The organism is Nonomuraea sp. CA-218870 (assembly GCF_050936535.1).
GTDB lineage: Bacteria > Actinomycetota > Actinomycetes > Streptosporangiales > Streptosporangiaceae > Nonomuraea > Nonomuraea corallina.
Genome location: NZ_JBNJMN010000003.1, coordinates 196,285 through 221,168 on the forward strand (window position 1 = coordinate 196,285; position 24,884 = coordinate 221,168).

Genomic DNA, 24,884 nt, shown 5'->3' on the forward strand with positions numbered 1-24,884 from the left:
AATGCTGCCACCTGAGATTTCCCCCTTTCTCAGGGGCTTATGATCGGGCCCGGATGCTTATGGGGAGGGAGGGCGTGTGGACGTCACCGATCGGGGCGAGATGATCGTCGTCGGGTTCGTCGTGCGCACCACGAACGCCGAGGAGATGGACCCGGCGCGGGCGAGGCTGCCGGTCCTGTGGCGGAGGGCCGGCGCCCCGGGGGCGTTCGCCCACGTGCCCAACCGCGTGGACGAGAACCTGTACGCGGTGCTCACCGACTACGAGAGCGACCACCACGGGCCCTACACGCAGATCGTCGGCACCGCCGTGCGCACGGTGCCGCGGCTGCCCGAGGGGATGGTGGCGGTGCGGGTGCCGGCCGCCACGACCATCAAGGTGGAGGCGCGCGGCCCGATGCCGCAGGCGCTGACCGAGGCCTGGCAGCAGGTGTGGAAGCACACCGAGTCGGGCGGCACGCCGGCCAGGTCGTTCACCACCGACGTGGAGGTGCACCACCCGGGGGGCGTCGACCTCTACATCGCGGTCTAGAAGCGGTCTGAGAAGCCGCGTGTAAGCGGTTCAGAAGCCGAGCGCGGTGGCCGCGACCTCGACGGCCGTCGGCTTGACCTCCTCGGCGGGCAGGTGGGCGTACTCGACCGAGCAGTCGGCCAGGCCGCCCAGCGCGATCGTCGCCCGGATGCGCTGGGTGGTGGTGAGGTCGTCGCCGAGCAGCAGGGCGACCAGCCGCTGCCGCCATTCGATCATGCGTTTGCCCAGGTCGAGGTAGGACAGCACGGACATCTCGCGCACCACCATGACGATCACCTCGCGGTGCCGCCAGATCATGTCGAAGTAGGCGTCGAGCAGCTCACGCGGATCGCCGCCCGGGTCCCGGCCGGCCACGAACCGTTCCATGTCGTCGACGAGCGGTTGCACGATGCTGCGCACCAGGTCGTCACGTGAGGCGAAGTGGTAGTAGAGGGCCGGTTTGGTGATGCCGAGCCGGTCGGAGATCTGGCGCAGGCTGGTGTTCTGCACGCCCTGGCGCACGAACAGCTCGCGCGCCACCGCCTGGATGCGCGCCCTGGTGTCACTCGGCCTGGCCATGGCCCGATCCTAATCCTTACCTATTGTTAAGTAAGTTCTTGCGACGATCGCAGCCGTTATTTTACCATCCGGTAGGTAAGGAGGGATGTCCATGCGCGTCCTCATCTCCGGCGCCAGCGTCGCCGGCCCCGTCCTCGCCTACTGGCTCACCCGCTACGGCTTCACGGTCACCGTCGTGGAACGCGCCCCCGCGCTGCGCAAGACCGGCGGCCACGCGGTCGACCTGTTCGCGCCCGCCGTCGACATCGCCGCCAAGATGGGCGTGCTCGACCAGGTCAGAGCCAGGAAGACCGGCACCGAACTGCTGACCTTCCACATCCCCGGCCGGTCCAGGCCGGTGCGGATGAGCACCGGAAAGCTCGTCGCCGCGATCTCGGACCGGCACGTGGAGATCATGCGCGACGACCTGAGCGAGATCTTCCACGACGCCGGCCGCGACGACGTCGAGTACGTCTTCGACGACTCGATCACGGCCATCCGCGAGGACGGCGAGGTGGAGTTCGAGCGCGGGCCGTCGCGCCGGTTCGCCCTGGTGGTCGGCGCGGACGGGCTGCACTCGAACGTGCGCCGCCTGGTGTTCGGCCCCGAGGAACGCTTCGCCGCCTGGATCGGCGCCTACCTCGCGGTGGCGTCCGTGCCGAAGCACCTGGGCCTCGAAGGGAGCATGGAAGGCGTCTCGGCCGTCGACCGGCTCGTCGGCCTGTACTCGGCGGCCCACCTGACGGACGCGCGGGCCGTCTTCCTCTTCCGCACCCGCGACCCCCTCGACTACCACTACCGGGACGTGCCCCGGCAGAAGGAACTGCTGCGCGAGCACTTCGCCGGCCTCGGCTGGGAGGTGCCGCGGCTGCTGGCCGAGCTGGACGCCACGCCCGCGTTCTACTTCGACAGCATCACGCAGCTGCGCATGGACACGTGGTCAAGCGGGCGCGTCACGCTCGTCGGCGACGCCGGCTACTGCCCTGGGCCCGCCGTCGGCGGCAGTACCAGCCTGGCCGTGGTGGGCGCGTACGTGCTGGCGGGCGAGCTCGCCGCGGCGGGCGGCGACCCCGCGCGGGCGTTCCCCGCGTACGAGGCCGAGCTGGGCGCGTACGTGCGCGGCAGCCGGAAGCTGGCGCTCGGCATGGCCAGGCGGCTCGTCCCCGGCGGCCGGTTCGACCTGTGGGCGCTGGTCCAGGCCGCCCGGGTGCTCGACCGCCTCCCGGACGCGGTCATCAGGGCGGCCGGCAGGCTCGGCGGCAGGAGCGCGCGCCTGCACGACGCGGTCACCCTCAAGGACTACTCGCCGTACGAGGTGGCGCGCGGACAGGGCGCCGCCCGCCCATGACCGGGCGGCGGGCGTGGCGGGCGGTGGCGGGCGGTGGCGGGCGGTGGCGGGCGGCAGGCGCCGGGCTAGGCGAGTACGCCCTGGGCGCGCAGCTTGGCCGCCGCGTCCGCCGGGATGCCCCAGGCGGACAGGTCGTCCAGGCGGGTGGCGGGGGCCAGGTCGGGCTCCGGCGCGCCGACCAGCCGCGGCGCGGGCATGGGCTGGCTCAGGCCGCCGACCTCGACGAAGCTGCCCCTGGCCGCGTTGTGCGGGTGGGCAGGGGCCTCGGCCATCGACAGCACCGGCGACACGCACGCGTCCGAGCCCTCGAACACCGCCTCCCACTCGGCCCTGGTCCGCTTGCCGAACTCCTCCGCCAGCCGTGCCTTGAGCGCGGGCCACTGAGCCCGGTCGTTGCGGTCCGGCAGGTCCGACAGCTCCATGAGCGACACCATCGTGTCCCAGAACTGCGGCTCCAGCGAGCCCACGGCGAGATACCCGCCGTCCGCGGTCTCGTACGTGTCGTACATGGGGGCGCCGGTGTCGAGCAGGTTCGTGCCGCGCGGTCCCCACATGCCGCTGCTCACGCCCTGGTAGAACATCGCGAACAGGATCGCCGCCCCGTCGACCATGGCGGCGTCGATCACCCGGCCCAGGCCGGTGCGCTCGCGCTCCAGCAGCGCCAGCAGCACCCCGTACGCGAGCATGAGGCCGCCGCCGGCGAAGTCGCCGAGGATGTTGATCGGCGGGGTGGGCTTGCCGCCCTCGCGGCCCAGCATCGACAGCACGCCGGAGACGGCGATGTAGTCGATGTCGTGCCCGGCCGTGGGCGCCAGCGGGCCGTCCTGGCCCCAGCCGGTCATCCGCCCGTAGACCAGGCGCTCGTTGACCGCGTGCAGGTCCTCGGGCCCGATGCCGAGCCGCTCGGCCACGCCCGGCCGGAACACCTCGATCACCACGTCGGCGTGCCGGGCCAGCTCCTTGAACGCCGCCACGCCCTCGGGGGACTTCAGGTCGAGCCCGATCGTGCGCTTGCCGCGGTCCATCACGTCGGTGCGCGGCCTGTCGGAGACCGCCGCCACCCGGTCGACCCGCACGACCTCCGCGCCGTGGTCGGCGAGCATCATCCCGGCGAACGGCCCCGGCGCCAGCCCCGCCAGTTCGAGCACCCGGATCCCGGACAACGGCCCCTGACGAGCGTGCGACATCGGCGTCTCCTTCTCATGACCGACAGGCGAACACTCGCCCCAGTAGAACAACATTCGGTGCACTGTGGCAAGCCGCCTGCCTGACCACCCTTCAGAGGCAGGTGAGGTATGGGAAACTTGCCCACTATTCGGGTGGTCTACAGGGGTAGGACATGGAATCGGACAGCAGCCGGCTGATCGCCAAGCGCTACCAGTTAGTTCGGGCGCTGGGCCGCGGTGGGATGGGCGTGGTCTGGGAAGGCCACGACACGCTGCTCAACCGGCAGTGCGCGGTCAAGGAGGTGGTGCTTCCCGAGGGCCTGCCCCAGGCCGACAGGGAACGCCAGCTGGTCCGCACCGCGCGGGAGGCCCGCACCGCCGCCCAGTTCAACCATCCTTCCGTGGTCGCGGTGTACGACGTCGTCGAGGAGGACGGCCGGCCCTGGATCATCATGGAGCTGGTGCGCGCCCCGTCCGTCGAGGAGGTCGTGGCGACCATGGGCGCGCTGCCGGTGCGCCAGGCCGCCGACGTCGGGCGGCAGGTGCTGTCCGCGCTCGTCGCCGCGCACGGGCAGGGCATCCTGCACCGCGACGTGAAGCCGAGCAACGTGCTGCTCACCGACGACGGCCGGGCGGTGCTCACCGACTTCGGGATCGCCACCGCCGAGGGCGAGGCGTCGCTCACCAGGACCGGCATGGTCACCGGCTCACCCGGCTTCCTGGCGCCCGAGCGGGTGCGCGGCACGGACGCGGGCCCGGCCTCCGACCTGTGGTCGCTGGGCGCCACCCTGTACGCCACGCTGGTCGGCCGCTCGCCGTTCGAGCGCGGTGAGCCGATGGCCACGCTCAAGGCCATCCTCGACGAGGAGCCCGACTACCGGCGCATCCCGCCCGCCATGCACCCGATCCTGCAGGGGCTGATGCGCAAGGACCCGGCCGAGCGGGTGACCGCCGGGGAGGCCGACGACCTGCTCGCCGTCGTCCTGCAGGCCAAGCCGGCCTCCGCCGACATGGACGCGCCCCTGCCCGGGGCGTCCCGCAGGCTCGGCCGTACCCTCGCGGCGGCGGGCGCCGCGGCGGTCCTGGTCGTGGCGGCGGGCGCGGTCGCGTACTTCAGGTCCACCGCGCCCGCGGAGGGCAGCGCGCAGCTCGCGCACCGGGCCGCGGCGACCAGCCCGATGCCGACCGCCCCGCAGGCCGTCACGCCGCCCCCTGAACGGACCGTCACGCCGTCGGCGACGCCGACCCCCGCCAGGACGCGGGCCCTGCTCCGGCCGTGGACCTCGCCCGCGGGCTGGTCGATCGAGCGGCCGGCCGGCTGGAGGGGCTCGCGCGGCGAGCACCACGCCGAGTGGACCCACCCGCACCGGACGGGGCACCTGGCCGTCGAGGCCGTGTACGCCAGCCTCGACCCGCACCAGCTCCTGCGCGACGAGGAGGCGGCCCTCAAGGCCGGGGGCGCCGACGAGCTGCGCAGCGTGGCCCGCAAGCGGGTCAGCCACCAGGGCGCCGAGGCCGTGCAGTGGGAGTTCACCTGGGTCGCCGGGCAGGACGGCACGCCGCCGTGGGCCGCCCCCGGCATGAAGTACCGCGAGGTGCGCCGGGCCGTGGCGGTCGGCGAGACCGCCTACGTCCTGTCCTGGACCGTCACCGAGGCGCAGTGGCAGCGCAACGCCGCCCTGATGCGCCGGGTGATGGAGAGCTTCACGGTGGGCGCATGACGCCGTGGCGCCTGCTGGCGCTCCCGCCGCTGCCGGAAGACCTGATCCGCCGCCTGCTCGAACCGCTCGGCGACCGGGTGTCCGTGCGCGTCCCCGCCTCCCGCGACCGCGCGGCGCTGCTGGACGCGCTGCCCGAGGCGGAGATCGTGCTGGGCGACTGGACCGGCGAGCTGACGCTGGACGCCGAGGCCGTGGCCGCCGCGCCCCGGCTGGCGTTCGTGCAGCAACCGTCCGTCGGCGTCGACGGCCACGACCTGGCCGCGCTCGCCGCGGCCGGCGTGCCGGTGGCCAACACGGCCGGCGTCAGCGCGGGCGCGGTCGCCGAGTGGTGCGTGGCGGCGGCCCTGGCCGTGATCCGCAGGCTGGACGCGGCCGACGCGGCGGTGCGCGCGGGGGAGTGGCCGCAGCAGGCGCTCCGGCCCCGGGAGCTGGGCGCCGCCCGGGTGGGCGTCGTCGGCCACGGCCCGATCGGCGAGGCGTGCGTCCGGCTGTTCCGGGCGTTCGGCGGCCGGGTCTCCTTCTGGACGCGCACGCCCCGCGAGGACCCCGGCTACACCGCGCTGGAGGACCTGCTGGAGTCCAGCGACGTGGTGGTCGTGGTGATCGCGCTGTCGGAGGAGACGCGCGGCCTGATCGACCCGCGCCGGCTCAAGCGGGGCGCCGTGCTGGTCAACGCGGCCAGGGGCGGCGTCGTGGATCGGGAAGGGCTGGTCGCGGCGCTGCGCGCTGGGCACCTGGAGGGCGCGGCGCTGGACGTGTTCGACACCGAGCCGCTGCCGGCCGGTGACCCGCTGCGCGAGCTGCCCGGCGTGCTGCTCTCGCCGCACGTGGCCGGGGTCACCCAGGAGGCCACCGGCCGCCTGATGACGGTCACACTGGAGAACCTGGCCGCCGCCGTCGAGGGCCGGGAGGTGGCTCACGTGGTCAATGGCGTTCCTTCGATAATAAGTAGAAAATTTCCGGATTCGTCGGTTTGATAGTGCGCCTGGCTGGAACAAAGAACAGTTTTCGTGTCGTTAACGACCCCGGTCTGTTCCACGGTGTTCCGGAGAGATAACGTTCTGTGGACGATCTCTGCCGGCTCTAGGGGGTGCTTGCGTGAAGACGACGATGTCGACACACCAACGTGCAGTGGAGGACATCCGGCGCTCGTACGCCGAGATCCCCGGCGGCACCGCGCCCCGCCTGGCCAAGGCCACCTCCAACCTCTTCAGGTTCCGCGACCCGGGCAGGACGGCCAAGCTGTCGGCCAGGGACCTCGACGAGGTCATCAGCGTCGACCCCGAGACGATGACCGCCGAGGTCCAGGGCATGACCACCTACGAGCACCTGGTGGACGCCACCCTCGCCCACGGGCTGATGCCGTACGTGGTCCCGCAGCTCAAGACCATCACCCTGGGCGGGGCCGTGACGGGGCTGGGCATCGAGTCGACGAGCTTCCGCGACGGCCTGCCGCACGAGTCGGTCGAGGAGCTGGAGATCCTGACGGGCGACGGCCGGGTCATCGTCGCCCGCGACGACAACGAGCACCGGGACCTGTTCCGGGCGTTCCCCAACTCCTACGGCACCCTGGGCTACGCGCTGCGCCTGCGGATCAAGCTGCGCGAGGTGCGGCCGTACGTGCGGCTCACCCACGTCAGGTTCACCGACGCCGACAAGTGCATGCTGGCCATGCAGGAGATCTGCGACAGCATGGAGCACGACGGGGAGCCGGTCGACTTCGTCGACGGGGTGTTCTTCGGCCCGCAGGAGCTCTATCTCACGGTCGGCCGGTTCGCCGAGCGTGCCCCTTATGTCTCCGATTACACCGGAATGCGAATTTATTACCAGTCGATCCGGCAGCGCGGCCGTGACTGGCTGACGGTGCGCGACTATCTGTGGCGCTGGGACACCGACTGGTTCTGGTGCTCGCGCGCGTTCGGCGTGCAGCAGCCGGTGGTCCGCACCTTCATGCCGCGCCGCTGGATGCGCTCCGACGTCTACCGCAGGCTCGTCGCCCTCGACCGCAAGCACGGCGTCACCGCCCGCATCGACCGCTGGCGCGACCGGCCGGTGCAGGAGTCCGTCATCCAGGACGTCGAGGTGCCGGTCGAGCGGGGCGCGGAGTTCCTGGAGTTCTTCGACGGCCGGGTCGGCATGACGCCGGTCTGGATGTGCCCGCTGCGGGCGAGCTCCCGCTGGCCCCTCTATCCGCTGGAGCCGGGCAAGCTGTACGTGAACTTCGGCTTCTGGGGGATGGTGCCGCTGCCCCGAGGGCAGTTCGACGGCTACCACAACCGGCTCATCGAGAACGCGGTGCACGAGCTCGACGGGCACAAGTCGCTCTACTCGACGTCCTTCTACGACCGGGACGAGTTCTGGCGGCTCTACAACGGGGATGCCTACTGGCTGGTCAAGCGGGAATACGACCCGAGCGGGCGCCTGCTTGATCTGTACGACAAGTGCGTGCGGGGAAGGTGATGTGATGGCTCTCGCTTCCATCTTCGAAAAGATCGTCGGTCCGGAAGCCGGCGTCGCGTTCATGGCCTACGACGGCAGCAAGGCAGGGCCCGACGGCGCCGAGGTCGCCATCGAGGTCAAGTCGCCGATCGCGGTCGCCTACATGGCACAGGCGCCGGGCGAGCTGGGGCTGGCCCGGGCGTACGTGTCCGGCCACCTCGACGTGCACGGTGATCTCTACACCCTGCTCGACCGGATGCGGAACATCACCACCAACGACCTGACCACGGCCGAGAAGATCGCGGCTGTGCGCTCGCTGGGGCTCAAGCCGCTGCTCATGCGCGTTCCCCTGCCGCCGCAGGAGGTGCGCACCAGCACGCTGGCCAGGCTGGGCTCGCGACACGCCAAGCAGCGCGACGCCGAGGCGATCCACCATCACTACGACGTGTCCAACCGGTTCTACGAGTGGGTGCTCGGCCCGTCGATGGCCTACACCTGCGCCACCTACCCCACCGAGGACGCCACGCTGGAGGAGGCGCAGTTCGCCAAGTTCGACCTGGTGGCCCGCAAGCTCGGGCTCAAGGAGGGCATGCGGCTGCTGGACGTCGGCTGCGGCTGGGGCGGCATGGTCATCCACGCGGCCCGCCACTACGGCGTCAGGGCGCTCGGGGTGACGCTCAGCCGCCAGCAGGCCGAGTACGCCCAGAAGGCCATCGCCGAGGCCGGGCTGCAGGACCTCGCCGAGGTCCGCCACCTGGACTACCGCGACGTCCCCGAGACCGGCTTCGACGCCGTCAGCTCGATCGGCCTGACCGAGCACATCGGCAAGGACAACCTGCCCGCCTACTTCGGCTTCCTCCACGGCAAGCTCAAGCCCGGCGGCCGCCTGCTCAACCACTGCATCACCCGGCCCACCGGCAAGGAGAAGACGTTCAACAAGGGCGGCTTCATCAACCGCTACGTCTTCCCCGACGGGGAGCTGGAGTCGGTCGGCCACCTCATCCGGCAGATGGAGGACAACGGCTTCGAGATCCACCACGAGGAGAACCTGCGTCACCACTACGCCAAGACCCTGAGCCACTGGTGCGCCAACCTGGACGCCAACTGGGCGGACGCGGTCCGGGAGGTGGGCATGGGCACCGCCCGGGTCTGGGCACTCTACATGGCGGGCTGCGTCGTCGGCTTCGAGAGCAACAAGGTCCAGCTCCACCAGGTGCTCGGCGTCAAGCTCGACGACCAGGGACGCTCGGGCATGCCGCTGCGCCCGGCCCGCGACTGGCCCTGATCAGCTCCCGGGCACCTCGTACGACGTCGCGATCGGGTGCCCGCAGCCGGGGCCGCCGGCGGGACGCCGGACGGCCCCGGACAGGACGCGCGACCGCTCCCCGCCTAGCGCAGCTCGCGCTTGAGGATCTTGCCGGTGGCGGTCATGGGCAGGGTGTCGCGGAACTCGATGATCCTGGGGTACTTGTACGCCGCCATGTTCTCCTTGGCCCAGGCGGTCAGCTCGGCCTCGGTGAGGCTCGCGCCCGGGTTGAGGATGACGTACGCCTTGACCTCCTCGCCGTGGGAGTCGTGCGGCACGCCCACCACCGCCGCGAGCGAGACCGCCTCGTGGGTCATGAGGATCTCCTCCACCTCGCGCGGGTAGACGTTGAACCCGCCGCGGATGATCAGGTCCTTGGCCCGGTCGATGATCGAGTAGTAGCCGTCGGCGTCGACGGTGGCGATGTCGCCGGTGCGGAACCAGCCGTCGCGCATCACCTCGTCGGTGGCCTCGGGGCGGCCGTAGTACCCCTTCATGATGTTGTGGCCGCGGATCGCGATCTCGCCGGGGCCCTCGCCCTCGACGGTCTTCCAGTCGTGGTCGACCAGCCTCATCTCCACGCCCCAGATCGGGGTGCCGATGGTGCCGGCCTTGGCCGGGCGGCCCGGCTGGTTGAAGCTGGCCACGGGGGAAGTCTCGGACAGGCCGTAGCCCTCCAGGATGGCGACGCCGAAGGTCTGCTCGAAGTCCTTGAGCACCTCGACGGGGGAGGCCGAGCCGCCCGCCACCGCGATCTTCAGCGAGGACGGCTTCTCCGCGCCCTCCGCGTGGATCTTGGTCAGCATGGCCCAGTACATGGTCGGCACGCCCGCGAAGAACGTCACCTCCTCGCGGCGCATCAGCTCCAGTGCCTCGCCCGGCTCGAAGCGCGGCATCAGCACGAGCTTGGCGCCCCGCATGAACCCGGTGTTCATGATCACGGTCTGCCCGAAGGAGTGGAACAGCGGCAGCACGCCCAGGTAGGTGTCGCCGCCCTCGGTGCGCGGGAACATCTTGTCGTTGACCAGGACGTTCATCAGCATGTTCTGGTGGCTCAGCTCGGCGCCCTTGGGCTGGCCGGTGGTGCCCGAGGTGTAGAGGATCACGGCCGTGTCGTCGGCCGCGGTCTGCACGGTCTCGAACTCGCCCGACATCCCGCCCAGCGCCGCCCAGAACGACTCGCCGTACTCGGACTCGGTCGCCAGCGGCGTGGCCGGGAGCACGAAGAAGTGGTCGCATCCCTCGGCCGCCTCGAACCCGGCCCTGCCCCGCTCGCCCAGGGGCAGCTCGGGGGTGCCCTCGAAGCAGAACAGCGCCTTGGCGTCGCTGTCGTCGAGGTGGTAGGCGATCTCCCTGGACTGCAGCAGCACGTTCAGCGGCACCACGACCGCCCCGGCCTTGAGGATGCCGAAGTAGACGAACGGGAAGTACGGCAGGTTGGGACAGGAGACCGCGACCTTGTCGCCCTTGCCGATGCCGCGCGAGACCAGCAGGTTGGCGACCTGGTTGGCCACTGTGTCGATCATGGAGTACGGCAGCCGCATGTCGCCGAAGACGACGGCCGTGTTCTCCGGGGTGTTCCTGGCGCTGTCTTCCAGGACGATCGACAGGTTGAGCATGACGCCTTCTCTCCTCGTTGAACCTTGGAGCCACATCTTCGCACCACGGACATACCGGCCAGTAGGGGCAGACTTCGCCTGTTTCCTACCGTGATCCACTGGCCGCGGCTCACAATAGGTAACTGAGGTCACGGATGCGTATGGACGCGCTGCGACTCCTGGAGTAAGCAAGTACCAAGTTACTTGCCCCTGGGAGTGGTCATGGAGTACGACTACGTGATCGTCGGAGCCGGCTCGGCCGGATGCGTGCTCGCGGGAAGGCTCTCGGCCGATCCCGGGGTGTCCGTGGCACTGCTGGAGGCCGGAGGCCGGGACGACAAACTTGAGATCCGCATGCCCCTCGGGTTCGCCAAGCTCTTCAAGACCCCGTACGACTGGGACTACACCACCGCCAAACAGGGCGAGATGGCCGGCCGCGAGCTCTACTGGCCGCGCGGGCGGGTCATCGGCGGGTCATCCTCGCTCAACGCCCAGATGTGGGTGCGCGGCTGCGCACTCGACTACGACCAGTGGAAGATCCCCGGGTGGACGTACGAGGACGTGCTGCCGTACTTCCGCCGGGCCGAGCGCCGCGTCGGCAGCAACCACGGCGACGTCTACGGGTCCTCCGGCCCGCTGTTCATCTCCGAGCTGCGCAGCCCCAACGTCACCACGGCCGCGTTCCTCAAGGCCTGCGAGGAGCTGGGGTTACAGCGGCTGGACGAGCTCAACGGCCCCTCCAACGAGGGCTACAGCCCCACCCCCGTCACCCAGGACCGGGGCCGTCGCTGGAGCGCGGCCGACGCCTACCTGCGCCCCGCGATGAAGCGGCCCAACCTCACCGTGATCACCGAGGCCCCGGTGGACCGGATCCTGATCGAGGACGGCCGGGCCGTCGGCATCGAGCACAGCGGCGGCGCCCAGGTCAGGGCCAGGCGCGAGGTCATCCTGTCGGCGGGCGCCGTCGGCTCACCGCACCTGCTCATGCGCTCCGGCGTCGGCGCCGGCGACGAACTGCGCGAGGCGGGCGTCCCGGTCGTGCGCGACCTCCCGGAGGTCGGCAAGAACCTCCAGGACCACCTGTCCACCGGTGCCTTCGTCGCCTGCACCAGGCCCGTCACGCTCACCCGGGCCGAATCTCCGGTCAACCTGCTGCGCTACCTGGTGTTCCGCTCCGGCATGCTCACCTCGAACGTGGGCGAGGCGGTCGCCTTCATCAGGACCACTCCGGAGGAGCCCGCCCCCGACATCGAGCTGGTCTTCGCCCCGGTGCCGTTCAAGGACCACGGCCTCACCCCGCCCACCGGCCACGGGATGACCGTCGGCGTCGTGCTGCTGCAGCCCGAGAGCCGCGGCAGGATCGGGCTGAACGGCCGCGACGTGGTCATCGACCCCGCCTACCTGAGCGCCGGCGTCGACGTCCAGCGGCTGACGGCCGGGCTCAAGACGGCCAAGCAGGTGTTCGCCACCAACGCGATGAAGCCGTACGCGGGCGGGCCGATGCCCCCGTACACCACGCCGGAGAGCGACGAGGAGATCGCCCAGTGGATCCGCGACCGCGGCGAGACCCTCTACCATCCCGTCGGCACCTGCCGGATGGGCGTGGACGAGGCGTCGGTCGTGGACCCCTCGCTGCGGGTGCGCGGCGTGGCGGGGCTCCGGGTGGCGGACGTGTCCGTCATGCCGACGCTCAACCGCGGCCACACCCACGCCCCCGCGGTGATGATCGGTGAGAAGGCCGCCGACCTGATCGCCGAAGGCTGATCGCGAAAAGCCGATAAGCGACGGACCACCCCGGGCGCGGCCCGGGGTGTAGGTTGCCCAGCTATGGAGATCAGGACCGTCCACGCCAACGGGGTGGAGTTCTCGTACCTGACCGTAGGGGACGGGCCGCTGGCACTGTGCCTGCACGGCTTCCCCGACACGGCGCACACCTGGCGGCACCTGCTGCCCGCGCTCGCCGAGCGCGGGTACCGGGCCGTCGCGCCGTTCACGCGCGGCTACGCGCCGACGGAGATCCCCGCCGACGCCGCCTACGAGGGCGCCGCGCTCGCCGCCGACGCGCTCGCCCTGCACGAGGAGCTCGGCGGGGACGAGCGCGCGGTGCTGATCGGGCACGACTGGGGGGCGTTCCCCGTGTACGCGGTCGCCGACCGGTTCCGCTCGGCCGTGACCATGGCGGTCCCGCCGCCCGCCGCGCTGTTCACCGGGCTGATGGAGTACGACCAGCTCAAACGGTCGTTCTACGTGTTCCTCTTCCAGACGCCGCTGGCCGAGGCCGCCGCGGCGACCCCCGGGTTCCTCGACCGGCTCTGGAGCGACTGGTCGCCCGGCTACGACGCGGCCGACGACCTCGCCTTCGTGCGCCGGAGCATCGGCGAGCCGGCCAACCTGGCGGCGGCCGTCGGCTACTACCGGGCCATGATGGGCACGACCCCGCCCTCGGGCCGCTACCCCGACCCCGGCACGGCGGCGTCGACGCCGATCCTCTACCTGCACGGGGAGCGGGACGGCTGCCTGGCGCCCGAGATGACCAAGGACGCCCTGCCTCATCTGCCCGCCGGGTCCCGCGCCGAGCTGGTGCCCGGCGCGGGCCACTTCCTCCATCTGGAGCGGCCGGACGTGGTCAACCGGCTCGTCCTCGACTGGCTCGCCGCTCCCTGAGCCGCAGCACGGCCAGGACGGGGTGCCGCCCCGACAGGCTGACCTCCATCCGCTCCACGGTCTCGAACCCCGGCGGGTCGCCGTCGTACGACAGCGCGACGACCAGCCCGCCGGGGGCCAGCACCCGGCGGATCTCCCGCCAGAGCCGGTCCGGCTCCCCGGCGAGCAGGCCGGCGGGCGGCACCTGACGCCCCCACGGCGGGTTCACCAGCACGCGGTCGACGACGCTCCCGGCCACCGGCAGCCGCCCGGCGTCGGAGATCCCCCACCGGAACCGCGTGCCGCGCGCGGTCCACCCGGCGTCGCCCAACAGGGGGGTTCCGGTCAGGACGGGAGCCGCCTGCTCCGCGCGGCCGGCGTTGGCGCGGGCGGCGGCGACGGCGGCCGGGTCGCGGTCCAGGCCCAGCAGGCGGGCCCCCGGCGCCGCCGCGGCGGCCTCGATGAGCGTCGTGCCCGCGCCGCAGCACGGGTCCAGCACCGTGCCCGCCCCGCCGAGCCGGGCCAGCCCCGCCATGGCGGCGGCCAGCGGAGGATGCAGAGTGCCCGGGATCGAGGCCGTCTTGTACGCCCTGCGGTGCAGGGGCCGGTCGGCGATCCGTACCGCGATCACCGCCCGCTCGCCCTCGATCGTGACCCGCCACGCGGCGCACCCGCCGGGCGGGACCGCGCCGCCGGCCCGGGAGTGGTACGGCGTCCGCAGCCGCCGCGCCAGCTCCGTCCCGACGGCGTCCTCGATCTCGAACCGGGTGTAGGCGCGCCGCCCCACGAACGACGCCGACACCTCGATCCCCGCGGCCCCCGGCGGCCCGGCCGCCTCCGGGCAGGTGATCGCGCGGGCGGCGGCGGCCAGGCGGCGCAGCGCCGCGCGGGCGGGCCCGACGCCGTCCACGACGGCCGCCACCAGCAGCACGTCGTCGGCCGTCCGCAGTCCCGTCAGCCCGGCCGGGGAACCGGCGGGCTCGAACCACACCTCGCGATGGCGCAGCGCGCGCACGCGACCCTGTCGTGAATTCCGAATCTCGGCGGCGACCAGGGGCTCGATGCCACGAACCGACCTGGCCACGGCGAGAGTGTGCGCGGAGGGGCGCGCCCAGCGGCCCTCCGCGGGTGGCGAACCTCGCACCCGCTCTTCTCCCACGTCGCGACCCGGGGCGGCGGTCTGCCGTCCCGCATCACCGGCGGTGGGGTCGTCCGCGACCCGCCGGCGGGTCGCTAGCGCAGGTAGAAGAAGTTCACGCGGGCACTTTAGCGATCATCGAGCGCGGTCGCGACGGATTTTCCGGCGAAAGGTACGTACGGTGTACGTCGCACCCATTGACGTGGGACTGTCCGGGCTCGAATGATGGCACCATGAGCGTCCTGGACTTCGACCTGTCGGACATCCGCTTCTGGGCCAAGCCCATGGCCGAGCGCCAGCAGGCCTTCGACCTGCTGCGCCGGCGTGAGACGCCGGCCTTCTTCGCGGAGCCGGAGATCTCCTTCGCCCCGAGGGGCCCCGGCTACCACGCCCTGGTGCGGCACGCCGACATTGTCGAAGCGAGCCGCACCCCGGAGGTCTTCTGCTCCGGCGACGGCGGGGCGACGAACATCCCGGACATGCCCGCGGAGTTCACCGAGTACTTCGGCTCCATGATCAATATGGACGACCCGCGCCACGCCCGCCTGCGCCGCATCGTCTCCCGGGCCTTCACGCCCAAGATGATCAAGCAGTTCGAGGCGGACGTCGACCGCGCCGCCGAGAAGATCGTGGACGACCTCCTGGTGACCGGCCCCGGCTGTGACTTCGTCACCGAGGTGGCCGCCCGGCTGCCACTGAAGATCATCTGCGACATGATGGGCATCCCGGAGCGCGACTACCAGTTCGTCTTCGAGCGCTCCAACATGATCCTCGGCGGCTTCGACCCCGAGTACGTCGGCACCGACGTCGAAGGCATCGCCGGACGCCTGCTCACCGCCGGCATGGAGCTCCAGCAACTCGTCCAGGACCTCGCCGCCCACCGCACCGGCAACCCCACGGGCGACCTCACCTCCTCGCTGGTCAACGCCAACATCGACGGCGAGCGGCTGACCATGCAGGAGCTCGGGTCGTTCTTCATCCTGCTCGTCGTGGCCGGCAACGAGACCACCCGCAACGCCATCTCGTACGGTCTGCGCCTGCTCACCAAGAACCCCGACCAGCGCGCCCTCTGGCTCCAGGACTTCGACAGGTACGCCCCCACCGCCGTCGAGGAGATCGTCCGCCTCGCCTCACCGGTCAACTTCATGCGCCGCAAGGTCACCCGCGACCACGTCATGAACGGCAACCAGTACCGCGCGGGCGAGAAGGTCGTGCTCTACTACTGGGCCGCCAACCGCGACCCCGAGGTGTTCGACGACCCCGAGCGGTTCGACATCACCCGCCACCCCAACCCGCACGTCGGCTTCGGCGGGCCGGGGCCGCACTTCTGCCTCGGCGCCCACCTGGCGCGCCGCGAGATCACGGTGATGTTCCGCGAACTGCTGCGGCGCGTCCCCGGCATCGAGGGTCACCGGCCGGACCGGCTCTACTCCAGCTTCATCAACGGGACCAAGCACCTGGAGTGCACGTTCTGACGCTCAGCCCTGGGTGATCGGGCGCAGCCGCTTGACGACCGTGTTGACGTCGGGCAGCAGCGCCCTGCCCTCGGCCGGCACCGAGATGAAGACGACCGCCGGCACCTCGCCGCCGGTGTTGAGTGCCGCGGCGACGATCGTGACCTTCTCGGTGGGCGAGGTGAGCGAGTAGGCGATCAGGCTGCCCGTGCTCCCGCCCACCTTGAGCGGCTGCTGGGCGATCTTGCGTACCTTGTTGCCGTCCTGGTAGAGGCGCTTGCGCGCGTCCACCACGACCGCCTTGATCACCGGCTCCAGGTCGTCCGGCGAGCTGTACCTGCCCGCGAGCTTCGCGGGCAGCGGGCCGGTGAGCACCTGCGCCGCCACGTCGTCGCCGACCATGGCGTACTGGCGCGTCTCGTAGCCGTACGTCCCCTTGACCGTGGGCCGCTCGTCCAGCCGCCAGGTGCCGCCCAGCCGCGGCACCGAGATGCCCGCCCGCGCATCCTGGAGCGTGCCGACCACCGGGGAGGCGTCGCCCTTGTACGCGGGCAGCCTGCCGATCGCGTTGGACGTCTTGCGCGGCGTGGCGGGCGCCGACTGGGACGGGGCGGCCTGCGCCTCGGCCCCGCCCTCCTTCGCGCCGGCCAGCGGGCCCGCGATGAACGCCCACAGCAGCGCGATCACCAGCGCGACGGCCGCCGAACTGGCCAGCGCGTAGATCCACAGCGGCTTGCCGGGCTCGTCGAGCGACTCCGGCTCGCCCATCGCCTGGTAGTTGTCGCCGAAGACGGTGTTCCACAGCTCCTGCTGACGCTCCGGGGGAGGGGTGCGCGAGCCGCTGATCTGGCCGGCCGTCACGAACGGGCGGTCGGGGTCTGATGGGTCGCGGCTGAGGTTCGAGCCGGGCCTCCCCTGCTCGCCCCCGGGCCCGCCACGACCGCCGTGACCTCCGGGATCCCCGGGCCCTCCGGCTCCGTGCCCCCCGGGACCACCCGGCCCGCCAGGTCCCCCCGGCCTGCCGGGACCGCTCACGCCGCCCGGCCCGCCGGATCCGTACGGCCCGCCGGCCCCCGGTCCGCCCGGTCCGCCGGCTCCCGGTCCGCCCGGTCCGCCGGCTCCCGGTCCGCCCGGTCCGCCGGCTCCCGGTCCGTACGGTCCGCCGGCTCCCGGTCCGCCCGGTCCGCCGGGGTTGACCGGCGCGTTCACGCCCGCGCCGGCGTGCGCCGCCTGCGCGCCCATCCCGGGGTCACCGTAACCGCCGGAACCTCCCTGGCCGCCGTATCCGCCGGAACCGCTGTATCCGCCGGAGCCGCTGTATCCGTCTGAGCCGCCGTACCCGCCGGTCTCGCCGTATCCGCCCGAGCCGCCGTACCCACCGGATCCGCCCGAGCCGCCGTACCCGCCAGATCCGCCGGATCCGTCTGAGCCGCCGTACCCGTGTCCGTCGCCGCGACCGTCCGCGCCGCCGCGCCCGCCGTGGCCGCCGTGGCCGTCAGGGCCGGCCGCGCCTGTCAGGTTCGCCCGTCCGTACATCATCGTGTGCTCGTCGGCCGCGGCCGACGAGCTGCGCGCGCGGCCTGTGTGGTCGTCGAGACCGCCCGGCCCGTACGTGCCGAGGACGGCGGCGTCCGCGTCGGCGGCCACCGGGGCGGGCTGCAGGTCGGGCACCCGGTTCATGGTCATCGTGCCCTCCAGCGGGTCGCCGGAGCGGGCGGGGTCAGCCGGCAGCGGCCAGGGGGCGGGGGAGTTGAGGTTGGACCAGGCGCCGGAGGACGAGGCCGGCGGCTCCGACCAGGCCGGCACGGGGTCCTTGACCGGCGCCTCCGACCAGGCGGGCAGAGGGTCCTTGACGGGAGGCTCGGGCCATGACGGCTGCGGGCCGGCGTCGCCTCCCTGCCGGGATGCCTCGGGCCACGCGGCGGGGGAGGGTTCGGGCCACGAGGGGGCCTGTCCCTGCCGGGCGTCGGGCCAGGAGGCGGGCTGGGCCTCGGGCCACGAAGGGGCGGGCCGAGGCGCTTCTGGCCACGCGGTGGGGACGGCCGGCGGCTGCTCGGGCCATGCGGCGGCCGCCCCGTCGCGGGGCGGCTCCTGCCATGAGGGCCTGGGCGCCTCGGGCCAGGAGGTGGGCACGTCCTCCCGTGGCACCTCGGGCCAGGAGGGTGGCCGGTGGGACGCTCCGGAATGCTCCGTTGCCATGAGTTCCGGCCCTCCCGAGTGCGTGTCCGGATTCGACGTACCGTGCATGATCTCATGGGATTTTCCAAGAGACCCAGCCGGCTCCGCAGCGAAACGGGCGAAGCCGTGCGGATCGGTCGGCGGATCCTGCATCGGCAGGTCGGCCTCCGAGCGTTCCGGTCCAGCTGAGTGCACCACGGTGACGAGGCTATTCTAATGGGACATATGAGGTCACAACGGATAGATCACCATCAGGTCTCGCGAGCCTGAAGGGTCCATTGTGCCCGTCAACCTCGATCGACCGCCCGCATTCAGCCCAAGACGTACGCTAGGCTTGACCTATGCGTTCGGCGACCCTGCTTCTTAGTGGGCCGCGACGGTTCTGAGAGCTCGCCGTCGCGGCTGCCCCTCGTCATGGTCACGGGGGGTTTTCTTATGGGTCCGAGTCAATCAGAAGGACGACCGCCGTGAGTGAGTACGATCCGCAGGCGCTGCAGGCCAAGTGGCAGCCGCGCTGGGAGGAGATGGATCCCTTCCGGGCGAGCGAGGACGCCGCCGACCCCCGCGAGCGGCGCTACCTCCTCGACATGTTCCCGTACCCTTCGGGCGACCTCCACATGGGTCACGGCGAGGTCTTCGCTCTCGCGGACGTCATCGCGCGCTACTGGTTCCAGCGCGGCTACAACGTCCTCCACCCCATCGGCTGGGACTCCTTCGGCCTGCCCGCGGAGAACGCCGCGATCAAGCACGACGCCCACCCCGCCGAGTGGACCTACCGCAACATCGAGACGCAGGCCACCTCGTTCCGGCGTTACGGCATCTCCTTCGACTGGTCGCGCCGCCTCCACACGAGCGACCCTGACTACTTCCACTGGAACCAGTGGCTGTTCAACCGCTTCTTCGAGCGTGGCCTGGCCTACCGCAAGGGCGGCCTGGTCAACTGGTGCCCCAAGGACCAGACCGTGCTGGCCAACGAGCAGGTCGTGGCCGGCAAGTGCGAGCGGTGCGGCGCCGACGTCATCAGGCGCGAGCTGACGCAGTGGTACTTCAAGATCACTGACTACGCGCAGCGGCTGCTGGACGACATGGACGAGCTGGAGGGCGGCTGGCCCGAGCGCGTGATGACCATGCAGCGCAACTGGATCGGCCGGTCCGAGGGCGCCGACGTGCTCTTCGAGATCGAAGGCCGCGACGAGCCGGTGCACGTCTTCACCACCCGCCCCGACACTCTGTTCGGCGCCACGTTCTTCGTGGTCGCCGTCGACGCGGCGCTGGCCGACGAGATCGTCACCGACGAGCACCGCCCCGCCTTCGAGGCCTACCGCGCCGAGGTCGCCAAGCTGAGCGACATCGAGCGGCTGTCCACCGAGAAGGAGAAGACCGGCGTCTTCCTGGGCCGCTACGCGGTCAACCCGGTCAACGGCGAGCGCATCCCCGTCTGGGCCGCCGACTACGTGCTGTCCGACTACGGCCACGGCGCCATCATGGCGGTGCCGGCCCACGACCAGCGCGACCTCGACTTCGCGCGGAAGTTCGGCCTGCCGGTGCGGGTGGTGGTCCACACCGGGATGGCCGACCCCGGCGAGACCGGCGCCGCCACCTCCGGCGACGGCGAGATGGTCAACTCCGGCCCGCTCGACGGGCTGGGCAAGGCCGAGGCCATCGCCAAGATCATCGAAATCCTGGAGGTCGAGCGGAAGGGCCGCGGCGCGGTCAACTTCCGGCTGCGCGACTGGCTGCTGTCGCGCCAGCGCTACTGGGGCACGCCGATCCCGATCATCCACTGCCCCGACTGCGGCGAGGTGCCCGTCCCCGACGACCAGCTCCCGGTCACCCTGCCCGACCTGCGCGGCGAGGCGCTGGCGCCCAAGGGCGTCAGCCCGCTGGCCAGCGCCACCGACTGGGTGAACGTCGAGTGCCCCAAGTGCGCCGGCCCGGCCCGCCGCGACACCGACACGATGGACACCTTCGTCGACTCGTCGTGGTACTTCCTGCGTTACTGCTCGCCCGGCTACACCGACGGCCCGTTCGACGTCGAGCAGGTGCGCAAGTGGGGGCCGATCGACCAGTACGTCGGCGGGGTCGAGCACGCCGTGCTCCACCTGCTCTACTCGCGGTTCTTCACCAAGGTCCTGTACGACATGGGCATGGTCGGCTTCACCGAGCCGTTCCTGCGCCTGCTCAACCAGGGCCAGGTCATCAACGGCGGCAAGGCGATGTCCAAGTCGCTGGGGAACGGCGTCGACCTCGGCAAGCAGATCGACGACTTCGGCGTCGACGCGGTGCGCCTGACCATGGTCTTCGCCGGCCCGCCCGAGGACGACATCGACTGGGCCGACGTCTCGCCCGCGGCGTCACAGAAGTTCCTGGCCCGCGCGCTGCGCGTGATGAGCGAAGTGGTCAGCGAGCCGGGCGTCTCCTTCGACGGCGGCGACGTCGAGCTGCGCAAGGTCACCCACCACACCATCGACGAGGTCACCAAGCTGATCGAGTCGCAGCGGTTCAACGTGGCGGTGGCCCGCCTGATGGAGCTGACCAGCGCCGCCCGGCGGGCGATCGACTCCGGGCCCGGCGCGGCCGACCCGGCGGTCCGCGAGGCGGCCGAGGCGCTGGCCGTCATGCTGTCGCTCGTGGCCCCCTACACCGCCGAGGAAGGCTGGGAGCGGCTCGGCCACGTGGGCGGCACCGTCGCCAAGGCCGGCTGGCCCACCGCCGACCCGGCGCTGCTCGTGCGCGACCAGGTGACCTGCGTGGTCCAGGTGGCGGGCAAGGTGCGCGACCGGCTGGAGGTCTCGCCGGAGATCGGCGAGGACGAGCTCCGGGCCCTGGCGCTGGCCTCGGAGAAGGTCCGCGCCCATCTGCCGGGCGAGCCCCGGCGGGTGATCGTGCGCGCGCCGAAGCTGGTCAACATCGTTCCCTGACGCCTCCGCGAAGGCCGCCGTCCCCCGTAAGCCGTACGGGGACGGCGGCCTTCGTCGTACCGCCTTCGACCAGGGATGATACGTAGACCGATATCGATCGCTTCCTGATATCGCTATTGGACACCGCCGGATCGGATCTGTTTGGCTCCTGCCCACTGTCGGGTGACGAAGAAGGGCGAACGGCTCTGATGACACGTCGGGGGACGTTGATCGTACGGCTCGCGGCCGCGGGGGCGGCGGCGGGCGTGCTGGTGGCCGGGATCACGGTGCCGGCCGTGGGCGGCGCGGGTCTGGGGTTCAAGTCGGCGGCGGCGATGGCCGACCTGCGGCCGATCGAGCTGCCCGAACCGCCGCTGCCCGAGGTCTCGGTGATGCTGGACGCGCGGGGCAAGGAGATCGCGCGCTTCTACGACGAGTACCGGGAGGTCGTCGGCCTCGACAAGGTCTCCGACGTCATGAAGAAGGCGATCATCGCGATCGAGGACTTCCGCTTCTACCAGCACGGCGGGATAGACCTCGAAGGCACGGCCCGGGCGCTGGCCAAGAACCTGCAGAGCGGCGAGGTCAGCCAGGGCGGATCGAGCATCACCCAGCAGTACGTCAAGCAGGTGCTGGTCAACTCCGCCGACACCGAGGCGGAGCTGGAGGCCGCCCTGGAGCCCAGCTACGCGCGCAAGCTGCGCGAGCTCCGGTACGCCCTGGGCGTCGAGGAGAAGTACACCAAGGACCAGATCCTGGAGAAGTACCTCAACATCGCGTACTTCGGCGCGAGCGTCTACGGGGTGGAGGCGGCGGCCAAGCGGTTCTTCGGCGTCCGGGCGAGCCGGCTCACGCTGCCGCAGGCCGCCACCCTGGCCGGCGCCGTGCAGGACCCGAACGCCACGGACCCGAACCGCGGCCGCGAGCACCGCGCCCGGCTGCTGAAGCGCCGTGACGTCGTGCTGAACCGGATGGCCGAACTGGGAGTGATCACCGAGGCGCAGGCGGCCGCGGCGAAGGCCACCAAGCTGGGATACAAAGGCACGAAGCTTCCGGGCGGCTGCGAAGTCAGCAAATATCCGTACTTCTGTATCTATGTCCGCCAGGAGATCGCGAACGACCCCGCCTTCGGCAAGACCGCCGACGCGCGCCTGCGCGCGCTCAACGGCGGCGGACTCACGATCAAAACCACCCTCGACCCCACCATGCAGGCCGCGGCCGACCGGGCCGTCAAGAAGCACGTACGCGCCTCGGACGCACCCGTCGCCGCCGAGGCCCTCGTCGAACCCGGCACCGGAGCGATCAGGGCCATGGCGGCGAGCAGGCCGTACGGGCGGAGCAAGGCCAGGCACGAGATCTCGTACAACGTCGTCGCGGACGCCCGGCACGGCGGCGGCACCGGCTTCCAGGCGGGCTCCACGTTCAAGACCTTCACCCTGATCACCGCACTGAAGCAGGGCATGAAGACCGACGACGGGCTGACCGCGGGCGCGGGCTACCGGGCGCCCGGCTACGCGGCGTTCAAGAACTGCGCGGGGGAGAGCGTCGGCGACCCGCGGCACACGGTCACCAACGACGAGGGCTCGCCGGGGTGGAAGACGCTGCGCACCGGCACCTGGGGCTCGGTGAACACCTTCTTCATGGAGCTGGAGCAGCGGGTCGGGCTGTGCGAGACGGTCGAAACGGCCACGTCGCTGGGCATCCGCCGCGCCGACGGCCGCGCGCTGCGGGAGTACGAGACGTTCACGCTCGGCATCAACGAGATGGACCCGGTGACGGTGGCCGCCGCGTACGCGGCGATCGCGGCGCGCGGCCGTTACTGCGCGCCGATGGCGATCACCAGGATCACCGGCCGTGACGGCGAGGCCACCGCCTATCGGCCGGACTGCCGTAAGGCGCTGGAGCCCGCCATCGCGGACGCGACCGCCGACGTGCTGTCCGGCGTGTTCACCAAGGGCACGATGCGCGGCGTCGGCGGCATCGGCCGCGACGCGGCGGGCAAGACCGGCACCACGGACGGCTACGCCGCCGCCTGGTTCGCCGGCTTCACCCCGGACCTGGCGGCGGCGGTGAGCATCGGGGACCCGCGCGGCTCCCAGGGGCACAAGCTGACCGGGGTGACGATCGGCGGACGCTACTACGGCGCGGTCGACGGGGCCGCGCTGCCCGGCCCGATCTGGAAGGACACGATGATCGGCGCGCTGAAGGGCGTGCCGCCGACCCGGTTCACCCCCATCGACAGGGACCGGTTCGCCGGGTGCTCCCGGGACTGCCGAACCGAGCCGGAGCCCCGCGAGGATCAGGGCGACGACGCCGGGCAGGACGTCTTCGCGGACCCCGCCGACCTGGACTGAGGTGCCCCCGCCGCCCCCGGACCGAGGTCAGAGGCGGCGCAGGGCCGGCAGGAGCTCCTTCTCCGCCCAGGTGAAGAACGGCTCCTGCTGGTCGGCGCCGATCTGGACGAGGGCGACGTGCGTGTAGCCGGCCTCCACGTAGGCGCGGGCCGCCTCGACCACCGCGTCCACGTCGGACCCGCACGGGACGTTCTCCGCCACGTCCTCGGGCCTGACCGTTTCGGACGCGGCCTCGAAGTTCACCGGGCCGGGCAGCTCGGCCATCACCTTCCAGCCGCCGACCGACCACCGCCACAGCCGGTGCGCCCGCTCCACGGCCGCCTCGGCGTCGGTGTCGTACGAGATCGCGAGCTGACCGTACACGGGCTTGCCGGCGCCGCCGCCGTCGTGGAACCGGCGCACCACGTCCGGCATCGGCTCGTTGATGACGAGGATGTCCCCGAACTCGGCCGCGAGCCGCGCCGAGGAGGGGCCGGAGGCCGCGACGGCGATGGGGACGGGCTCGTCCGGCAGGTCGTAGAGCTTGGCCGAGTCCACGTCGTAGAACTCGCCCTGGAAGGTGACGTAGCCGCCGCCGAACAGCTCCCTGATGATCTGCAGCGCCTCGCGGAACATGCGGTGGCGGGTGTCGGCCGACGGCCAGCCCGCGCCGATGACGTGCTCGTTCAGGTTCTCGCCCGCGCCGAGCCCGAGCGTGAAGCGGCCTCCGCTGAGCACTCCCATCGTGGCGGCCTTCTGCGCCACCACCGCCGGGTGGTAGCGCATGATCGGGCAGGTCACGTACGTCATCAGGGGCAGCCGTTCGGTGGCCTGCGCCACCGCGCCGAGCACCGACCAGGCGTACGGCGAGTGGCCCATCTCCTCCAGCCACGGGAAGTAGTGGTCGGAGATGACCGCGTAGTCGAAACCCGCCCGCTCGGCCCTGGCGGCGAACTCCACCAGTTGCGGGGCGGGCGTCTGCTCGCACATGAGGGTGTAGCCGAATTCCGCCATGGTGCGGGGTCGCCCTTCTACTTGACGGGGTACGGGGACGCGATCCGGTCGCCCAGTTCCTCCAGCACGAGGCCGAGGCCGATGCCGAGGAGCCAGACGTCCTTGGCCAGGCCGAGGCCCGCGGGCGTGGGCTTGACGCTGCCTTCCTGACGCAGGCCCGGGGTCTTGAGGTAGAGCCCGATGAGCCCGCCGGCGAAGACGGTGAGCGCGGCCCCGGCCGCCAGCGACGGCACCATCGGCGCGAGCAGCGCGGCGCCGAGCGCGATCTCGGACTTGGACAGCAGAGCGGTGAACGTCCGCGGGTCCAGGTCGCGGAGGAAGGGGTAGACGCCCGCGGCCATCTGATGCGTGCCCGCCGCGGTCTGCTCGTCGGCGCGGGCCTTGCCGAGGCCGGAGTTCAGGATGAAGACCCCGGCCGCCACCCGTGAAGGCAGCTGGTGGGGACGGGCGAAGACGCGCATGAGTGCCTCCCGGAGATGCGTTCCGCCAGACCCTCTTCCCTCACCTTTTCCAGACATCCATGACTATGTCCGGATTTGACCGGGTCATCAGCGGTCCCGGTCGAAACCGGGGCCGGGCG

General features: G+C 71.6%; 18 protein-coding genes. 11 read left to right on the forward strand and 7 right to left on the reverse strand.

Translation table 11 applies throughout. From position 1 onward, the window contains the following. Nucleotides 1-76: 76 nt before the first annotated feature. Nucleotides 77-529, forward strand: coding sequence for a GyrI-like domain-containing protein (locus tag ACQEUU_RS35925; protein WP_433074926.1), 453 nt, complete (start codon nt 77-79; stop codon nt 527-529). Nucleotides 530-559: 30 nt separating this feature from the next. On the opposite strand, the gene ACQEUU_RS35930 is transcribed toward ACQEUU_RS35925, so the two are convergent. Beyond that, complete coding sequence (locus ACQEUU_RS35930; protein WP_433074929.1) at nt 560-1,087, reverse strand: TetR/AcrR family transcriptional regulator; 528 nt, start codon at nt 1,085-1,087, stop codon at nt 560-562. Nucleotides 1,088-1,178: 91 nt separating this feature from the next. Between ACQEUU_RS35930 and ACQEUU_RS35935 the strand changes: the two genes are divergently transcribed. After that, nucleotides 1,179-2,414, forward strand: a complete 1,236-nt coding sequence (locus ACQEUU_RS35935) for an FAD-dependent monooxygenase (protein ID WP_433074932.1) — start codon at nt 1,179-1,181, stop codon at nt 2,412-2,414. A gap of 65 nt (nt 2,415-2,479) precedes the next feature. Here ACQEUU_RS35935 and ACQEUU_RS35940 read toward each other — a convergent pair whose 3' ends face one another. Next, nucleotides 2,480-3,601, reverse strand: a complete 1,122-nt coding sequence (locus ACQEUU_RS35940; protein ID WP_433074935.1) for a CaiB/BaiF CoA transferase family protein — start codon at nt 3,599-3,601, stop codon at nt 2,480-2,482. A 152-nt stretch (nt 3,602-3,753) separates the two neighbouring features. Between ACQEUU_RS35940 and ACQEUU_RS35945 the strand changes: the two genes are divergently transcribed. The 4 genes from ACQEUU_RS35945 (at nt 3,754) to ACQEUU_RS35960 (ending at nt 9,025) form a co-directional block, all read left to right on the forward strand. After that, nucleotides 3,754-5,301 (forward strand): serine/threonine-protein kinase, encoded by a 1,548-nt coding sequence (locus ACQEUU_RS35945; RefSeq protein ID WP_433074938.1) that lies wholly within the window; start codon nt 3,754-3,756, stop codon nt 5,299-5,301. Continuing rightward, nucleotides 5,298-6,278 carry an NAD(P)-dependent oxidoreductase gene (locus tag ACQEUU_RS35950; RefSeq protein WP_433074941.1) on the forward strand — a complete coding sequence of 327 codons (981 nt, stop codon included), beginning with the start codon at nt 5,298-5,300 and terminating at the stop codon, nt 6,276-6,278. The genes ACQEUU_RS35945 and ACQEUU_RS35950 overlap by 4 nt, the downstream gene beginning before the upstream one ends. 133 nt (nt 6,279-6,411) lie before the next feature. Further along, on the forward strand, nt 6,412-7,761 hold the full coding sequence (locus ACQEUU_RS35955; protein ID WP_433074944.1) for an FAD-binding oxidoreductase: 1,350 nt from the start codon (nt 6,412-6,414) through the stop codon (nt 7,759-7,761). Nucleotides 7,762-7,765: 4 nt separating this feature from the next. Next, nucleotides 7,766-9,025 carry a class I SAM-dependent methyltransferase gene (locus ACQEUU_RS35960; RefSeq protein WP_433074947.1) on the forward strand — a complete coding sequence of 420 codons (1,260 nt, stop codon included), beginning with the start codon at nt 7,766-7,768 and terminating at the stop codon, nt 9,023-9,025. A gap of 104 nt (nt 9,026-9,129) precedes the next feature. Here the strand turns inward: ACQEUU_RS35960 and ACQEUU_RS35965 are convergent, their stop codons facing one another. Further along, the gene (locus tag ACQEUU_RS35965) at nt 9,130-10,665 is read right to left on the reverse strand and encodes a long-chain-fatty-acid--CoA ligase (RefSeq protein ID WP_433074950.1); all 1,536 of its coding nucleotides are present in this window, start codon (nt 10,663-10,665) and stop codon (nt 9,130-9,132) included. A gap of 201 nt (nt 10,666-10,866) precedes the next feature. Here ACQEUU_RS35965 and ACQEUU_RS35970 point away from each other — a divergent pair, with 201 nt between their 5' ends. Both ACQEUU_RS35970 and ACQEUU_RS35975 read left to right on the forward strand, forming a co-directional pair. Next, complete coding sequence (locus ACQEUU_RS35970; RefSeq protein WP_433074953.1) at nt 10,867-12,408, forward strand: GMC family oxidoreductase; 1,542 nt, start codon at nt 10,867-10,869, stop codon at nt 12,406-12,408. A gap of 63 nt (nt 12,409-12,471) precedes the next feature. Continuing rightward, nucleotides 12,472-13,308: an alpha/beta fold hydrolase gene (locus ACQEUU_RS35975; RefSeq protein WP_433074956.1), complete on the forward strand. Its 837-nt coding sequence runs from the start codon at nt 12,472-12,474 to the stop codon at nt 13,306-13,308. Here the strand turns inward: ACQEUU_RS35975 and ACQEUU_RS35980 are convergent. Next, entirely contained in the window at nt 13,271-14,302 is a 1,032-nt protein-coding gene (locus tag ACQEUU_RS35980; protein WP_433074959.1) for a methyltransferase domain-containing protein, read from the reverse strand. The genes ACQEUU_RS35975 and ACQEUU_RS35980 overlap by 38 nt on opposite strands. A 356-nt stretch (nt 14,303-14,658) precedes the next feature. On the opposite strand from ACQEUU_RS35980, the gene ACQEUU_RS35985 reads away from it, so the two are divergent. Then, nucleotides 14,659-15,900 (forward strand): cytochrome P450, encoded by a 1,242-nt coding sequence (locus ACQEUU_RS35985; RefSeq protein WP_433074964.1) that lies wholly within the window; start codon nt 14,659-14,661, stop codon nt 15,898-15,900. A gap of 3 nt (nt 15,901-15,903) precedes the next feature. On the opposite strand, the gene ACQEUU_RS35990 is transcribed toward ACQEUU_RS35985, so the two are convergent. Then, entirely contained in the window at nt 15,904-18,012 is a 2,109-nt protein-coding gene (locus tag ACQEUU_RS35990; RefSeq protein WP_433074967.1) for a hypothetical protein, read from the reverse strand. Nucleotides 18,013-18,524: 512 nt separating this feature from the next. Between ACQEUU_RS35990 and leuS the strand changes: the two genes are divergently transcribed. Together leuS and ACQEUU_RS36000 are read left to right on the forward strand one after the other, a co-directional pair. After that, entirely contained in the window at nt 18,525-20,978 is a 2,454-nt protein-coding gene (gene leuS, locus ACQEUU_RS35995) for a leucine--tRNA ligase (protein ID WP_433074970.1), read from the forward strand. 188 nt (nt 20,979-21,166) lie between these two features. Further along, on the forward strand, nt 21,167-23,311 hold the full coding sequence (locus ACQEUU_RS36000; RefSeq protein ID WP_433074973.1) for a transglycosylase domain-containing protein: 2,145 nt from the start codon (nt 21,167-21,169) through the stop codon (nt 23,309-23,311). 27 nt (nt 23,312-23,338) lie between these two features. On the opposite strand, the gene ACQEUU_RS36005 is transcribed toward ACQEUU_RS36000, so the two are convergent. Further along, the gene (locus ACQEUU_RS36005) at nt 23,339-24,304 is read right to left on the reverse strand and encodes an LLM class F420-dependent oxidoreductase (RefSeq protein ID WP_433074976.1); all 966 of its coding nucleotides are present in this window, start codon (nt 24,302-24,304) and stop codon (nt 23,339-23,341) included. Nucleotides 24,305-24,321: 17 nt separating this feature from the next. Beyond that, nucleotides 24,322-24,765, reverse strand: a complete 444-nt coding sequence (locus tag ACQEUU_RS36010; RefSeq protein WP_433074979.1) for a hypothetical protein — start codon at nt 24,763-24,765, stop codon at nt 24,322-24,324. Nucleotides 24,766-24,884 lie beyond the last annotated feature (119 nt).